The organism is Halodurantibacterium daqingense, from assembly GCF_042666235.1.
In the GTDB taxonomy this organism is placed as follows: Bacteria; Pseudomonadota; Alphaproteobacteria; order Rhodobacterales; family Rhodobacteraceae; genus Halodurantibacterium; species Halodurantibacterium daqingensis.
The window spans coordinates 15659-30296 of record NZ_JBHTFQ010000015.1 but is presented as its reverse complement, the minus strand read 5'-3'; the positions used below and the strand labels follow the sequence as shown (position 1 = coordinate 30296).

The window sequence follows — 14638 nt, the reverse complement described above, 5'->3', positions numbered from 1 at the left end:
AAGGAGGGATTGAGTGGACAACATTGAGAAACGAAAGGCGCGAGGCGCGTTCTTCACGCCGCCGGAGATCGCGCGCTATCTTTGCGATTGGGCTGTCCGCGAACCCACCGACACCGTGTTCGAGCCTTCGTGCGGCGAAGCCAGTTTCCTCATGGCAGCGGGAGAGCGACTGCGGGCCCTCGGGGCTGCCCCTCTGTTCTGGAGCGAGCAATTGCAGGGCGTGGAGATATTCGACACCTCCGCCCGCAATGCCGAGGCTCTTCTGCAGGGCGCTGGCTTCGACGCCCGCGTGTCTGTGGGAGACTTTTTCGAGCATGATCCGCCGACTACCTATGACGCCATCGTGGGCAACCCGCCCTTCGTCCGCTATCAGAACTTCACCGGCGCAGCCCGGTCCCGAAGCCTGGAAGCCGCCCTTGCTCAGGGTGTCCGGTTGTCGGGGCTCGCCAGTTCATGGGCGGCATTCGTAGTAAAGGCGGCGCTTCACGTCGCTCCCGGGGGACGGCTCGCACTCGTGCTGCCTGCCGAACTGCTGAGCGTCAACTATGCGCAGGAGGTCCGGCGTTTCCTGCTGCGCCGCTTCGGGCGCGTCCGCCTCATCATGTTTGAGGATCGAGTGTTCCCCGGCGTCCTTGAAGAGGTGGTCTTGCTGCTCGCAGACGGGACGGGCGGGGCGTCCTGCCTTGAAGTCCACCAGACAAAGGACGTTCGCTCGCTGGCGTCCGTCGACGTGGCCGAATGGATCCAGCACACGCCCAGCGGGGACAAGTGGACGAATGCCCTTGTCGCTGAAGAAGCCTTCGCCACTTACCAAGGCTTGATCGATGAGCGCTTCGAGCTGATGCGCGAATGGGGTCGCCCCTACTTGGGTGCCGTGACCGGCAACAACAAATACTTCTCGCTGTCACGCGCCGACGCCGTCGCCCATGGACTGACCGATGCGGACCTTGTCCGCATATCGCCGCCAGGCGCGCGACACCTGCGAGGGCTCACCTTCACTGATGCAGTTTGGAAGCAACTGGCGAACGAGGGCTCTCGCTGCTTGCTCCTGTACCCGGGCGACAACCCGTCTGCAGCGGCGCTGCGCTATATCGAGGCCGGGGCGGATGCGGGTGTGTCTGGAGCCTACAAGTGCCGGGTTCGCAGCCCTTGGTGGCGGGTTCCCCTTGTCGAGGCACCAGACCTGTTCCTGACCTACATGAACCACGATAGGCCGCGCCTCGTGACGAACGCGGCGGGGGCGCACATCCTAAACTCTGTCTATGGAGTTCGCCTTGCGAACGGCAGGCGCGAGGTCGGACGCGACCTTCTGCCCATCGCCAGCCTGAACAGCATCACGCTGCTTGGTACGGAAGTAGTCGGGCGCGCCTACGGGGGCGGGCTCTTGAAGATGGAGCCGAGAGAGGCGGACAACCTGCCGCTGCCATCACTGGCGCGCATCCGGGCTTCCGAACAGCAACTCCGAAATGCCAGGCCGCAACTTGCAAGCGCGCTGCGCCGGGGGGACGTAGCTTCGGCGGTTGAAACGGTGGACCGCATCATCTTGGCGGATGTACCTGAAGATGATCTAAAGGCACTGAGGCTGGCTCGCGAGATGCTGTTCCAGCGCCGACGCGCACGGGGGAAGGGTGTCGAGAGTTGATGGGCTCATAGAAGCAGCATTGAAGTCCGCCGGAAACAAACCGGCGGACACCGCCAACGCACCCGTGAAGAAGGCATACAGCGAGAAGATATCGAACGTCGTCGCCCTCGCCATTGCCGAAGAGCTGAGGTCACGGGGCTTGAAGGGTGCCCGTCCGGCGCCGCCAGGGGAGCTGGACACGTCCGGAGCTGAGCGGCGGATGGCAGGGGGGATCGGCGCTAAGAAGGTCGACGTGACATGGGCGACGGAAGAGGCGGGTCTGATCCTCGGCATCTCGATCAAGACCATTAACTTCCGCGACAGCCGCACCAAAAACTTCCAGAAGAACCTGACCAACCGGCGTGGCGACATGCTGTTCGAGGCGGTCACCCTACACCGCCGCTTTCCCTATGCAGTATTGGGCGGGCTCTTCTTCCTTGACCAAGGCGCCGCCACCGACGGCACCGATCGGCGCCGATCCACATTCTTGAATGCTCACACGAGGCTCCGCCTGTTCACTGGGCGGGATGACCCCGGGGGGCGGGATGAGCAGTATGAGCGGCTATACATCGTTCTGCTGGACGCTTCCTCCGGCCATGCCAACTTCACTGCCTACCTCGTCGGAGAGCCCGACAAACCTGTGCCAATTTCCGATGCGCTGGACGATCTGTTGCAGGTGACGGCCATCCGCAATCCGGACTTCTATGACTATGCGAACGGCGAGCTTGGCCCCCTCAGTGGCTAGTGGACTGAGCGAGCGCTTTCGACACGGAGTGCCCGCAAGCAGAGACTGGAGCAGGCTGTGAGCAGTTCACTGGTAGTGTCCCACGGGATGGTGTAGGAGGCCGCGCGCGGAGCCAATTGGCGTAGCGCAGCGCGCGGCCGGGGCTGGCGGCCACCGCGCTTCTTCGTAGCCTGGGGTTGTTCAACGACCGATGACAACGAAGGAGAGCACGATGACCGATACCATAATCGACGTTCCAGGCGTGATCGCCAGGAGCGACGACGCGGATTTTCTGCGTGAGCTGATCCAGGATGCCGCACAGCGGCTGATGAACATCGAGGTGGCTGCCGTGTGTGGCGCCGGGCATGGCGAGCGCAGCCCGGACCGCGAGAACCAGCGCAACGGCTACCGGCCACGCCAGTGGGACACTCGCGCTGGCACGATAGGGTTGAACATCCCGAAGCTGCGCAAGGGCAGCTACTTCCCGACCTTCCTGGAGCCGCGCCGCACGGCCGAGAAGGCGCTGATGGCGGTCATCCAGGAGGCCTACATCCACGGGGTCTCGACCCGCGCCGTGGACGATCTGGTGCGCGCGATGGGGCTGACGGGGACCTCGAAGAGCCAAGTTTCGCGGCTGTGCGAGGAGATCGACGAGCGGGTGCAGGTGTTCCTGAACCGGCCTCTCGAAGGGGACTGGCCCTTTCTGTGGCTCGACGCCACCTACGTGAAGCTGCGCGAGGGCGGGCGGATCGTCTCGATGGCGGTGATAGTGGCCGTGGCAGTGAACAGTGACGGCCGCCGCGAGATCCTCGGGATCACGGTCATGCCATCGGAAGCCGAGACCTTCTGGGCCGACTTCCTGCGGTCTCTCACGCGCCGTGGCCTGCGCGGCGTGCAGATGGTCATCAGCGATGCCCACGAGGGCCTGAAAGCCGCTGCGCGCAAGGTCTTGGGCGCCGGATGGCAGCGTTGCCGCGTGCATTTCCAGCGCAACCTGCTGGCCCGCGTGGGCAAGACAAACAAGCCGGTGGTCAGCGCCGTGGTGAAGACCGTCTTCGCCGAGAAGAACCGCGACCAGGCCCATGTTCGCTGGCGCGAGGTCGCAGACAACCTTCGTGACCGGTTCAGGGACGTCGCTGAGCTCATGGACGAGGCCGAGCACGATGTCCTCGCCTACATGGCCTTCGACGAAAGCCTGCGATCGAAGCTGCACAGCACCAACCCCCTGGAGCGCGTGAACAAGGAGATCAAGCGGCGCACCAACGTCGTCGGGATCTTCCCGAACCGTGAGGCCGTCATCCGGCTCGTAGGGGCGCTGATGCTGGAGCAGAATGACGAGTGGGCCGTCTCCCGCCGCTACATGCCGGTGGAAAAGCTGACGAGCGTATGCGACGGTGCCGACGCGGCGACGATGATCGCCGCACAGTGAACGAGCGACACCAGCTATGAAGAAGCAGGTGGACGCCAGTCCCTACACCACGTCACGGGACACTACCAGTTCACTTCCGATCCCAGTCGCATTTGGTCCGATTGACACTGGGATCTAACTCAATTGTTTAGCGCGACAAAAATGCTGAAAAATCATGGGCTTGGAGGAAATTCACCAAAACAGCGCAGTCATCAGGTCCGGAGAATATCGGCCCGGAGAGACCACTTCGGGGCCTCCTGGCAGCAGGGCCAGTGCTCAGCCCCTCCGGCATAACCCTCGAAAACAACGGAAAAATCCGGCCGCAGCCGGATCGGGAGAACGCTTTCGTGGGGGCAAGTGGCGGAGACGAAGGGATTCGAACCCTCGAGACGGTTTCCCGTCTGCACCCTTAGCAGGGGTGTGCCTTCGACCACTCGGCCACGTCTCCGCCGACTCGTATATGCAGTAAGGACAAGGAGAACAAGTGCTTTTGAGGTGGACGGCGAGCTGTTGTGGCTTACCCAGCTCGCGGTTTGACGAACGGAAACACTCCGGCGACTGCGAATTGCGTCTCTACCACCCGAAGATTGATGGCTCGATCACGTGGCCCAGCAGGACATAGCCCATATCGCTGCAGGCCCAGATCTGTCCGGCCTCGAACAGCGGCTCGCGTCCGGCCACGAAGGTGACGAACCGCTCGGGTTCGAAGTCCCCTGCGTCCGTCGTCAGTCGGGTCCACTCCGCCTGGAACCTTGGCAGATGCACATGGTCCGGCAGCCCGGAGGTGTGGTGCAGGAGGTGATCGATGGTGATCGTGCCTGCATCGGGTAGCGCGTCGAACCACGGTCGATCCCCGAGATGGACGGAGAGCAGATCGCCGCGCGCGAGCCACCCCTCGCTTTCCAGAGCCAGCACCATGGCGGCGACCAAGCTCTTGCCGATGTTCGCGGCGAGCATTGGCGTCTGGCGCCATGGCGCGCCCGGCCTCCACATCGGCCAGGCCGGTGGCCGCCGTCATCACCGTGCCGTCCGGCAGAGCGATTGCCGCTGCGGCGCGCGGAAAGCCGTGGCGCTCACGGAGCTCGCCCAGCTTGTCCCATCGTCTCGGAGAAACCTGCACGGATCGCGCGTTGCCTCTCCTTCAAGGCGCTGTACGTCAGGCTGTTCGTCATCAAATTCCTCCGTTGGAAATACTCGTTCACGGCATCGCGCCGAAATCGGACCGGCGGTATACGTCCACCATCGCCCGGAGCGCTTCCGGGGCAATCACCTCGACCTTGTCCCCCACTGGTAGAGGTGCCAGGTCATCTCCAGCCAGCCTGCTGCCTCGAAACGCACGACAAGGCTGCCGTCGTCTTGCGGCTCAAGCACTTGCCGAGGATGAAAACGAAAGCCAGCGGCGCGTTCGGCTGCCTCGGGCGTGAAGCGCTCTTCGCGGACGCCAACATATCCCGGTACGCCGTCTACATCGCCGAGGGCGGCAGCCCCAGGCTCGTCGGCTTCGGCGAGCACGGCTCTCCGATCTTCGCATGCAGGGTCTTCACGTCGATCCTCGGCTCCGGATCAGCCTTCGGGCCCTCGTCGAACACCCCCGGTCGCGCCTTCCAGAAGCGATCGCGCACTGCTTGATCTGGTTCGTATGGACGTCCATCTCCTGCGCCAGCTCGATCAAGGTCTTCTCGCTCTTGACCGCGACTACCGCCACTTTCGCCTTGAATGCCGGACTGTGGTTCCGGTGCGGTCGTCTTGCAATGGTCTTCTCCGCGCTTGCAGCATCATGCCGCTGGTGCGCGGAAAATCCACTTATCCCGGCTGTTCAGATTCCTGCAGCCAGGTCTTGCTATGAACGAGGAAACGATCGGGGCGCAGGTCAGCTCCTTGCCTCAAGGTAAGCTGCGAAAGCGTCTACAAAGCAAGGGGCTACTTACATGTGGGCGGAGCACGCGGTCAGTTCATGAAAGCGCCCGGCGCGCCCGTCCCGGCTCCGGGCTTCGGTTGCATATGTGACTTTCCGATAGGTCCTTGGCGGAAATTCGCCCAAGACAGAAGTGAGGCATAGACAAGCGGGAGCGCCCCTGTGGAGCGGAGCTTGTTGAATGCGGCATCATCGAGCTTGTTCATCGCGGCCTCGTCGATCACACGCAGGCCCGTCACCTGACGATCCTCTTCGCCCTCAATCGTGATGCGGATAGAACGCTCGATCAGCAAGCCGGCAGCTTCAATCGCCGCGACTAGGCGCTGTGTAATCCCCGCGCGCGACTGCAACGTATTCAGCAGTTGCATTTTCTGCTGCGCGATTGCGCTCGGCGAACCGTCGTCCTCGAATACCGGATCCCCCTCAAGGCGGCTGATCAATGGGGAATCGACATCGATCAGCACCGCGAACCGTACCGCCTCGTCACTTGACGCGGCGCCCCCTTCCTCACCGGCGGGAATGCGTGTGACGGCGAGGGGATAGTGCCGGATATGCGCCGGGATATAAGCCGCCCGCCACCCCCCGGTCGGCCCGATATATGCGTTCGAATCGCGTTGCACGCCCAACAGCGCCACGGGCAGCGCGCTACCTTTGGGGAAGATGATCGGATATTCACGTGCGACATCCGCAATTTCGTCAATCACGATAGGGGTAATCAACTCTGAACGGGCGAAAGAATAATCCTGCCTCTGCAGAAAGCGAAGATCCGAATGGTCAGAGAACTTCAGTGGGGCAAGGCTTTTGAACATCAGTCTTCTCCTGTCATGTCGCCACTAACTGCATCGATCATCTATCATCGATCCTTCTGGTATCAGCCAGATATTTAGCGCTCTGTTAAGCCATCTTCCTGAGAGCGTTTGGCGCGCAAACGAGAGGGGCGAGCATCTTCTGAATATGTGACCAATACCTGGCACCTGTATCTACCAAGTCGTTGAGGGCGGCCATTTATGACGGATCTTGCACAACGCTTTCACGACGGTGACCAGTTTTCTAGGACGACCTGATCAAGATCCTCTGGCACGATGGCGTCGGCATGTCGCTGTATCTGAAGCAGCTGGAGGCCGGGAAGTTCATCTGGCCGGTGAGCCAGAACGGGGCGGCCGTTCCGGTTTCGGCGGCGCAGCTCGGCTATCTTCTGGAGGGCATCGACTGGCGCAATCCGCGCTGGACACAGCGGCCAGCCTCGGCGGGTTGATCGATAGAGTTCCCTTGTTTTATTGGACTATTTTGAAGTTCCGTGGTAGGTCTTCGGCATGTCGGAGACCGCATCTGAGATCGCTGTTTTGCGCGCCCCACTCGCCGCGGCGGAGGCCCGTGCGTCTGCCGCAGAGGAAGAACTGAAGCAGACCCGCGCCGTTGTCTCGGCCTCCGAAGACATGATCCGGCACCTCCGGCTCCAGGTCGCCAGACTCCGCCGGGAGCAATATGGCCATAGCGCCGTACGCCATGCCCGGCTGATCGAACAACTCGAGATGCAGCTCGAGGACATCGAGACCGACATTGCCGATGACCGGGCCAAGGCCGAGGTGACGGCCCCGAAGGCGGTGGTCGCGGCCTTCGAACGCCGCCGCCCCGCCCGCAAGCCGTTCCCAGAGCATCTGCCCCCCGAGCGCGTCGTGGTCGAGGCGCCGACTTCCTGCACCTGCTGTGGATCAGCGCGCATCGTGACGATGGGCGAGGACATTCCCGAGACGCTGGAGGTGATCGCGCGGCAGTGGAAGGTGATCCAGACCGTCCGCGAGAAGTTCACCTGCCGCGATTGCGAGAAGATCAGTCAGCCGCCGGCGCCGTTCCATCCGACGCCCCGGGGTTGGGCAGGACCGAACCTGCTGGCGATGATCCTGTTCGAGAAGTTCGGTCAGCATCAGCCCTGAACCGGCAGGCAGAGCGCTACGCGAAGGAAGGGGTTGAGATCAGCCTTTCCACCCTGGCCGACCAGGTCGGGGCCTGCGCCGTCGCCTTGCAGCCTGTCCACGATCTGATCCGCACCCATGTCCTCGGCGCTGAAGGTTTTGCACGCGGATGACACGACCATGCCGCTGCTGGCCAAAGGCGGCACGCAAACCGCCCGGCTCTGGACCTATCTGCGGGATGACCGGCCGTTCGCGGGCGGCGCACCCCCGGCGACGCTCTATCACTTCTCGACAGACCGCAGGAAGGAACATCCTACCCGGCATCTGACGGGCTGGACCGGCATCCTGCAAGCTGACGCCTATGGCGGTTACAACGACCTCTACAGCGCCCAGCATAAGCCGGCCCCGGTGCTCAGCGCGCTTTGCTGGTCGCATGCCCGGCGCAAGTTCTTCGAACTGGCCGACATCAAGGCAACAGCCCGAAAGAGCAAGAAAGTCGCCGGGGAGATCTCGCCCATCGCGCTGGAAGCTGTCGAATGCTTCGGCGCCATCTTCGACATCGAGCGCGGGATCACTGGCCCGACCGCCGGGGCCCGCCATGACGCCCGTCAGCGGCTGGTGCGCCCAATGGTCCAGGATCTGCACGACTGGCTGCGATCCGAGGGCGCCCGGATGTCGAAGCACAACCCCGTCGCCAAGGCGATTCAACGACATGTTCGAGGATGACGGCCGTTGGGAAGCCTTTACCCGCTTCCTTGATGACGGCCGCCTCTGCCTTACGAACAACGCAGCAGAACGCGCGCTGCGCGGCGTCGCCCTCGGGCGGAAAGCCTGGCTCTTCGCCGGATCGCCCCGCGGTGGCGATCGCGCTGCTTTCATGTGTTCCCTGATCGTCACGGCCAGGATGAACGACGTCGACCCTCACCCGACCTTGGCCTACGCCGGATGGTTACGATCCAGCCGCCCCCATCGCTCTGGCTCTGAACCTGTCACCGCCACCATGTTTGACGCCTAACCGGCAGTGCATGCCCCTGCCCGTCTAGCTTGCTTTTGCTCGACGGTCGGTTCACCAAGGGGAGGGGTACCCCTCCCCTTGTTTCTTCAAGGTCCCTGAAGACCATCCGGCCCACGTCGGGCCATCACCTCAAAATCCCGAGGTCGACGCCTGGAGGACCTCCTGCTCGATTTCTGCCTCGACCAGCTGCCGCAGGGTCGACTGCCCGGTGGCGATCTGTGATCGCGCCGTCTGCCCCTCCGAGGCGCTGAGCCGTATCTGCTCTGCGACCAGCGGCATCGCCCGCTCGATCCCCGCCAGCCGCGAAAGCGCCGCCTGAAGCTCGGCCTCAAGCGTCGACTGCGCATCGCGCAACTCTTCCTGAAGCGCCTCGGCCCGGGACTCGCTTGCCTCCAGAAGTCTCTGGCGGCGCCCGCCGTCACTGAAACTGTATTCGACGCCGATGCCCAGAATCAGATCCGTGGAATCGTTCTGGCTCATCGGCGCGCGGGCGCTGGCTTGCAGCCGGGCACGCGGGCGAAAGGCGGATTGTGCCTCAGCCACGGCATTGCGTGCGGCGATCACGGCTGCGGCCCGCGCCTCAAGGGTTGGCGCCTGTTGCGCGCGCTGCGCCTGCGCGCGGGCCACGGCGAGGGGTATCAGTTCCTCCGGCCGCTCAAGCGTGCCGGGATCTCGCCCAAAGAACCGGTTGAACCTGACCCGGGCCTCGGCCCGATCTGTCTGCAACCGGCTCTCTTCCAGCGTGATATCGATGATCTGGCGGCGTGCACTGTCCAGCGCGGCGCGATCAAGCATGCCGGTGCTGGCCATCCGCTCGATCTGGGTCACGAGAGTGTCCATCTCTGAACTGCGCGCGCGAAGCAGATCAAGCCGCTGATCATATTGCCAGACATCGATCCAGGCGCGCGCGGCTTCAAGGGCAAGCTCATTGCCCCGCGCCGCACGTTCGGCACGGGCGCCCAAGGCTTCCGCCGTGCTTCGGTTCACGGCGGCGACACTTTCGCCGCCATCATAAACCAGCTGCGAGAGGTTGACCCCCCCTGCAACACCGACATCGGTTGACCCGTCCGACCCAGTTTCGCGGATCCCCCCAACCGTGCCGCTCGCGGCTAGCTGGGGACGGCGCGCACTTTGCGCCACGCCGATGCGGCTCATCGCTTCGCGCTCCAGCGCCAGGGCGGCGCGGTAGCCCTCATGCCCCGTGACCGCTCGGGCAACCGCTGCGCCAAACGCGCCTTCCAGGCTCACGGCGCCGCCCTCCACGGGCACGGGGAGGGGTGCGAGTTCCATCCGCAACCGCTCCGACATGTCCTCCATGTCAAGCGGCTGTTCGCTGCACGAGGCCAGTGCGACAAGCGCTGTCGAAAGCAGGAGGATCTTGGAATAGGTCACGCTGATAGGGCCTTGTATGGTGTCGATACGGGGCGCACGGGACGTCTGGCAAGCCGCGCGGCGGTTCGTCATGGACAGGGATCGCGACACTCATTCTCCGGCACCCGGTCAAGGCAGAGGGAGCAAAGGCCCCCTGCCCCCGGCACCCGGGCCGGCAGGCATCGGGGCCGCGCCACACCGGACACCGAGATCCCGGGAGCCTGTGAGCTGTCCCTCCACGCTCGCCCGGTAACCCGCTGCGTCTTGCGATCGCACTCAGGCCCTCGCCGGAAAACGCAGATCCGGGCAGGACGAGAGCAGGCGCCGCAGTTGCGAAAAGTCCCGTTCTCCGGGCGGAGACGGGCAGTGCCCCTGACAGGTCTTTGTGGCTGTGATGCCGGACCCGCTCCCGCGGCACGGATCGTGCCGGCTGCCGAAGGCCCGCAGCTGCCGTGGCAGTTCCAGTGCCGCTGATCCTGACCCTGACCGCGCCCGAGTTTCTGGCCGATTCACTCATGCGGTTTCCGCCAGTTCCGCATACCATCACAACCTCATGTCTCTGCGTCCGAAGCAGACCCCACGCGCCTTCATGTCCCTTTCGGATCTTCGATATCTGCCGCTGGCCGATTGCTCAAATGAGCAAAAGAACCAAGGCGATACTTTCGAATACCGGGCCCGGCGCGCGAGGATCGGTCGCCCGCGCACGAGGTGCTTTCGAAAAGCCGCACCCTGCGCCGCAGCGGTGTGACAGGCCGTGCGACAAATCTCCTGATGGCCCTCACTCGCGCAGCTTGGGCCTTCAACTGGACTATGCGCGCAGGCCATGCCTGATTTCGTGGTGCTGCCTCAATGGAGCCGCACGGAATGACCCCGAACGCCCCGTCATCATCGTCACGCTCACCGGCCAGGACGACAATGTCTTTGCCGTGCTCAGCCGATACAGCGAAGCCGCTCGCGATGCCGGGCTCTCGGACGACGAGATCGCCGCCTTCATGGAATAGGCCATGGCCGGCGATTACGACCACTTGCTACAAACCTCGCTGCACTGGTTCGAGATCAGGTGATGCGCGGTGGTCATCACTGGTCAATCCCTGGTTCAGCGAACTGGGCGAAGATGACCTCGCCGACCTGCTGAGCTCGTGACACGTTGATGCCTTCCGCCGACCAGGCCTGCGATGGCTCGGGCGCACCGAACTCCGAACCATGCTCCAGCTGTGGCTGTCGCCCAAGCTGATGGTGGAAACGGAAGGGTGGCGAGACCTGCTCGCCAAAGCACTTTCGGATGTCCAGACGAGCCGAGCCGTTCGCTATGTCGCCCTTCGACGCAAGCTCGCGCTCGGAGATCTGAGGGACGACGGGGGACAATTGATGGACCAGTCCCTCCGGTTCGTGAATGGCGTTCAGGCACTGCGGAGACGTGTCTCTGCGCTTGATATCGGGTTGGTTGGCGCTCTCGGAGTTGCCGCTGATCCATTGCCGCACTGGCAAGATCCCAAGCACAGAACGCTCGTCATTGCCCCGGACAACCTGTTGTCGCAATGGCAGGATGGGCCAGCGCAGTCGGGCGAGCGCGACCTCGATGAAGGCGGGGCCGAAGACGCCGAGGAGATAGGCGGCCGAGCCCGCGGCCCCGCCCGCCGCCACCGTCTCGGGCGGCAATTCGAGCTAGCGGGCGAGGATGGCCATAGAGAGACTGCCCATGCCGGCCGCGATGATCCCGCCCAGGAGGATGCGCCGGACCGCGTCCCAGAGACGCATCCTCGTGGTCAGCGCGTTGGTCACCCTGCCGAGCGCACCTCAGGCGGCGAGGAGCACTGCCGCTGATGCAACGACATCGCGCAGCACGGTGATAAAAAGGCTGCCGCTGTCGTTCATCTGCGGATCCTCATGTCAGGAGTTGGGAGATTGCGCGGGAGCCTGGTCGGTCTGTCACTGCGCCCGCGTCATGGATCGGGGACAGCCGCAAGAGGCCTGCCAAAAGACCGCACCGCGATCGAACCTATCCCTGCGCTCTTGCTGTTCCGCGCATCGCTTGCCGGCAGCCCCGACCCCGGTAACCCGGTAACATGGTCTTCGCCGTGATCGGTCGACGCTTTATCCTGCAGCTGGCATGAGAGGATTGTTGCCGCGTGTCGGCATGAAAGTGATGGGCCGACATACGGGAAAAACCGTCGGTCGCCTAGCGGATAGCCTTCAGCCATTTCCTGATACGCGAGCGGGCATTCGCGTAGGGCGACGAGGTGTTGAACTGGATCATCCGACCCTTCGTCCACTTGCCATACCAAGGGCTGCCATACAGTTCTTCGTTTGATCTCACTGAAATGGTATCGACCAGTTTGAGGTTGGCCGCCGTGAGACGGGCCAGGAGCTCCTGCCAGGCAAGATTCCGATAATCCTCGTAAAACTTCTGGGCCAGCAGGCCGAGTTGATTCCAATTGAATCCCACCTCGGGAAACTCCACGACTTCGCCTCGATCATCCCGATCCAGCCAGCGTAAAACAAGTTCGTTCCAGCCGAGCAAATAGGCGACCAGATCGGCGGGGCTCATCATTGTCCCGGCGGCATGGCCCTCCAGAGAGGCCGTGCGTGCAAGCTCCGGCGGCACGCGCTCAAGATCGCATATCAGCTCGCCGAACGTCTTTGAGATTGCGTCCAGAAGTTCAGTTTTCGACGCTGGCACGGCCATAGTGTTCCTCACGCATTTTGATCCGAGGATAGGCCATATGCGCATCGTCGCCAATGACCGCCAAGAGCCCCGGGCGGCATCAGCCCGCCTTCTCCGACCTCCACAACCGACAACCCCCTCCGACCCCTCGACACCGCGCGGGCTATGTCGGCGGCAACTTGCGTGCCCGACTGCCGGAAGCACTCGGCATCGCGGGTCATGATGGTGACGTTGACAGAGGGCGCGCTGCCGCGCCCGGCATATCCCGCGTCCGCCCCAGCGCGAGATCGACTGCCGCCCACCAGTCGAAGGTGGCCCGGATGCCCTGCGGCCCCGGCACCTCGATGCGCGGGCGCGGCAGGTAGACGGCGTGGATGGCGAAGGTCAGGCTCTCGCCCGATGGCAGTGACCAGCCGAGTTCGATCTCGCAGGCGTCCCCGGCGATGCCTGGTTCGCCAGCACCTGATCGACGAAGCGCACTTCGATCGAGCAGTGAGCACGGCCATGCCGGGGTCGGCACCGCCGATCCGCCCGTCGGCGCGGATGGTCTCGATCCGGTCGAGATTGTTGGCATAGGCCACCTCGGCGGTGACCAGGTTGCCGAGCGCCGTGGCGTTGCGGGTGCACGTGATCATTTGCGGAACGGGCGGTCGAGCTCCGCCGCCGGGAAATACGCGCTCGCCTTCTTCAGGGTTTCGTCGGCCCGGGCAGTTCACGGACCTCGCGCTCAAGTTCCTTGATCCGGTCCTTCTCCGCGCGCGTCAGACCGCCGCGCCGACCGGCATCACGTTCGGCCTGCTGGCACCAGACACGCAGACTGTCAGGCGAACAGCCAAGCTTGGGCGCGATCGCCTTGCGGGCAGCCCTGTCACTGGCATGGTCGCCGCGGTTCTCCCGGGAAAGCCGAACGCCGCCTTCGCGCAACTCGGCCGGACAGGCGGGGGTGGATCCCTCCCTTGTCACAGGGCTTATCCTTTGAGTGTTTTACGCCCCGGGAAACCGGGGGCGGTTCACATCGTCGAGACCAAGGTCCAGCTGGTCCCCTCCAAGCGTCGGGCTCGACAGTTCGACGATGCGATCATCCTCGGCAATGCTGTCGTCGAAGTCGACTGAGACTTCGGTGGAGGTGCTGGCGTCAGCTTCCAGCACGTTCTCGACCTCTCCGATTTTCCGACCGTCGGCGCTGCAGACGGGCCTCCAGCGAGCGTGGTCAGACAGCTACAAAGCCACCATCGACCATCAACTCTGCGCCACCAACGAAGCTGCTCTCGTCCGATGCCAGGAACATGACTGCCTTTGCCACCTCGTCGGCCTCGGCCAGCCTCCCGAACGGGATGGCCCCCTTCATCCACTCCTCGGCGCCACTGTTGTTCTGCAAGTAGGTCCTCATGGCCGGGGTCAAGACCATGCCCGGGGAAACCACATTCACTCGAATGCCTCTGTCTTTCAGGTCAGTTGTCCATGTCCGGGCGAACGACCGGATAGCGGCCTTCGTGGCGCTGTAAACCGACAGGTTGGCAAAGCCCTTGCTTCCAGCTCCCGACCCCGCCAAGACGATAGAGCCCCCGGCCGACATCAATGGCAGGGCCTTCTGCACGGTGTAGACGGTGCCCTTGACGTTGATGTCGAACAAACGGTCGAAATGGTCGTCCTCGATCTCGTCCACCGGGGCAGACTCGGACACACCGGCATTGGCATAGACCACGTCCACGCGACCGTGATCGCCCCTGATCCTGGAATACAAGCGGTCGAGATGGGCACGATTACTGACATCCCCTTGGATGCCGACCGCGCCATTACCGATTTCTGCGACTGCGGCGTCGAGGCGCATTTCGTTGCGGCCGGTAATGTAGACCAGCGCACCTGCGCTCGCGAAGGCCTTTGCTGTCGCCAGACCTATGCCATCTGTGCCGCCCGTGATCACAACGACCTTGTCATCAAACCGATTCGCCATCATTTCTCCTTTAAGTGAAGTGTTGCTCCACTTACCATATGGAGTTATCCTC

Annotated in this window: 14 protein-coding genes, 1 tRNA gene and 4 pseudogenes; 6 read left to right on the top strand and 13 right to left on the bottom strand. The window is 63.5% G+C overall.

What is annotated here, in order from left to right; all coding sequences use genetic code 11:
• Window positions 1–13: 13 nt before the first annotated feature.
• The 3 genes from ACFQXB_RS18755 (at window position 14) to ACFQXB_RS18745 (ending at window position 3774) form a co-directional block, all read left to right on the top strand.
• On the top strand, window positions 14–1642 hold the full coding sequence (locus tag ACFQXB_RS18755; protein ID WP_377406756.1) for an N-6 DNA methylase: 1629 nt from the start codon (window positions 14–16) through the stop codon (window positions 1640–1642).
• A gap of 19 nt (window positions 1643–1661) precedes the next feature.
• The gene (locus ACFQXB_RS18750) at window positions 1662–2366 is read left to right on the top strand and encodes a hypothetical protein (protein WP_377406755.1); all 705 of its coding nucleotides are present in this window, start codon (window positions 1662–1664) and stop codon (window positions 2364–2366) included.
• A 211-nt stretch (window positions 2367–2577) separates the two neighbouring features.
• A complete protein-coding gene (locus ACFQXB_RS18745; RefSeq protein ID WP_377406754.1) occupies window positions 2578–3774 on the top strand; it encodes an IS256 family transposase in 1197 nt (398 codons plus the stop codon).
• Between the two features lie 337 nt (window positions 3775–4111).
• Here the strand turns inward: ACFQXB_RS18745 and ACFQXB_RS18740 are convergent.
• The 5 genes and pseudogenes from ACFQXB_RS18740 to ACFQXB_RS18720 all read right to left on the bottom strand — a co-directional run bounded on the left by ACFQXB_RS18740 (window position 4112) and on the right by ACFQXB_RS18720 (window position 6477).
• A tRNA-Ser gene (locus ACFQXB_RS18740) sits at window positions 4112–4201 on the bottom strand.
• Between the two features lie 125 nt (window positions 4202–4326).
• Complete coding sequence (locus ACFQXB_RS18735; protein ID WP_377406753.1) at window positions 4327–4710, bottom strand: serine hydrolase; 384 nt, start codon at window positions 4708–4710, stop codon at window positions 4327–4329.
• A 309-nt stretch (window positions 4711–5019) separates the two neighbouring features.
• Complete coding sequence (locus tag ACFQXB_RS18730; RefSeq protein ID WP_377406774.1) at window positions 5020–5124, bottom strand: hypothetical protein; 105 nt, start codon at window positions 5122–5124, stop codon at window positions 5020–5022.
• Window positions 5125–5267: 143 nt separating this feature from the next.
• Window positions 5268–5506 (bottom strand): annotated as a pseudogene (locus ACFQXB_RS18725) (IS3 family transposase); the annotation flags it as partial.
• Window positions 5507–5700: 194 nt separating this feature from the next.
• Window positions 5701–6477: a SapC family protein gene (locus ACFQXB_RS18720; RefSeq protein ID WP_377406752.1), complete on the bottom strand. Its 777-nt coding sequence runs from the start codon at window positions 6475–6477 to the stop codon at window positions 5701–5703.
• Between the two features lie 251 nt (window positions 6478–6728).
• Here ACFQXB_RS18720 and tnpB point away from each other — a divergent pair, with 251 nt between their 5' ends.
• Both tnpB and tnpC read left to right on the top strand, forming a co-directional pair.
• Window positions 6729–6923 (top strand): IS66 family insertion sequence element accessory protein TnpB, encoded by a 195-nt coding sequence (tnpB, locus tag ACFQXB_RS18715; RefSeq protein WP_377406773.1) that lies wholly within the window; start codon window positions 6729–6731, stop codon window positions 6921–6923.
• A gap of 58 nt (window positions 6924–6981) precedes the next feature.
• Window positions 6982–8518, top strand: a pseudogene (gene tnpC, locus ACFQXB_RS18710) (IS66 family transposase); the annotation flags it as partial.
• 207 nt (window positions 8519–8725) lie between these two features.
• Here tnpC and ACFQXB_RS18705 read toward each other — a convergent pair.
• The gene (locus tag ACFQXB_RS18705; protein ID WP_377406751.1) at window positions 8726–10078 is read right to left on the bottom strand and encodes a TolC family protein; all 1353 of its coding nucleotides are present in this window, start codon (window positions 10076–10078) and stop codon (window positions 8726–8728) included.
• A 680-nt stretch (window positions 10079–10758) separates the two neighbouring features.
• Here ACFQXB_RS18705 and ACFQXB_RS18700 point away from each other — a divergent pair.
• Window positions 10759–10968: a hypothetical protein gene (locus tag ACFQXB_RS18700; RefSeq protein ID WP_377406750.1), complete on the top strand. Its 210-nt coding sequence runs from the start codon at window positions 10759–10761 to the stop codon at window positions 10966–10968.
• 76 nt (window positions 10969–11044) lie between these two features.
• Here ACFQXB_RS18700 and ACFQXB_RS18695 read toward each other — a convergent pair whose 3' ends face one another.
• The 7 genes and pseudogenes from ACFQXB_RS18695 to ACFQXB_RS18665 all read right to left on the bottom strand — a co-directional run bounded on the left by ACFQXB_RS18695 (window position 11045) and on the right by ACFQXB_RS18665 (window position 14586).
• Window positions 11045–11626, bottom strand: a complete 582-nt coding sequence (locus ACFQXB_RS18695) for a hypothetical protein (RefSeq protein ID WP_377406749.1) — start codon at window positions 11624–11626, stop codon at window positions 11045–11047.
• 520 nt (window positions 11627–12146) lie between these two features.
• Window positions 12147–12653 carry a ClbS/DfsB family four-helix bundle protein gene (locus tag ACFQXB_RS18690; RefSeq protein ID WP_377406748.1) on the bottom strand — a complete coding sequence of 169 codons (507 nt, stop codon included), beginning with the start codon at window positions 12651–12653 and terminating at the stop codon, window positions 12147–12149.
• Window positions 12654–12763: 110 nt separating this feature from the next.
• Window positions 12764–12901 (bottom strand): annotated as a pseudogene (locus ACFQXB_RS18685) (phage tail tape measure protein); the annotation flags it as partial.
• Window positions 12850–13255, bottom strand: a pseudogene (locus ACFQXB_RS18680) (phage tail tube protein); the annotation flags it as partial. The pseudogenes ACFQXB_RS18680 and ACFQXB_RS18685, both read right to left, overlap by 52 nt.
• 64 nt (window positions 13256–13319) lie before the next feature.
• A complete protein-coding gene (locus ACFQXB_RS18675; RefSeq protein WP_377406747.1) occupies window positions 13320–13595 on the bottom strand; it encodes a hypothetical protein in 276 nt (91 codons plus the stop codon).
• A 21-nt stretch (window positions 13596–13616) separates the two neighbouring features.
• Window positions 13617–13781, bottom strand: a complete 165-nt coding sequence (locus ACFQXB_RS18670; protein WP_377406746.1) for a hypothetical protein — start codon at window positions 13779–13781, stop codon at window positions 13617–13619.
• 61 nt (window positions 13782–13842) lie between these two features.
• Window positions 13843–14586 carry an SDR family NAD(P)-dependent oxidoreductase gene (locus tag ACFQXB_RS18665; protein WP_377406745.1) on the bottom strand — a complete coding sequence of 248 codons (744 nt, stop codon included), beginning with the start codon at window positions 14584–14586 and terminating at the stop codon, window positions 13843–13845.
• Window positions 14587–14638: the final 52 nt, after the last annotated feature.

Coding starts and splice junctions, on each gene's coding strand:
- ACFQXB_RS18745 (WP_377406754.1), top strand. CDS start 2,578: ATGACCGATACCATAATCGACGTTCCAGGCGTGATCGCCAGGAGCGAC.
- ACFQXB_RS18665 (WP_377406745.1), bottom strand. CDS start 14,586: ATGGCGAATCGGTTTGATGACAAGGTCGTTGTGATCACGGGCGGCACA.
- ACFQXB_RS18735 (WP_377406753.1), bottom strand. CDS start 4,710: ATGCTCGCCGCGAACATCGGCAAGAGCTTGGTCGCCGCCATGGTGCTG.
- ACFQXB_RS18690 (WP_377406748.1), bottom strand. CDS start 12,653: ATGGCCGTGCCAGCGTCGAAAACTGAACTTCTGGACGCAATCTCAAAG.
- ACFQXB_RS18720 (WP_377406752.1), bottom strand. CDS start 6,477: ATGTTCAAAAGCCTTGCCCCACTGAAGTTCTCTGACCATTCGGATCTT.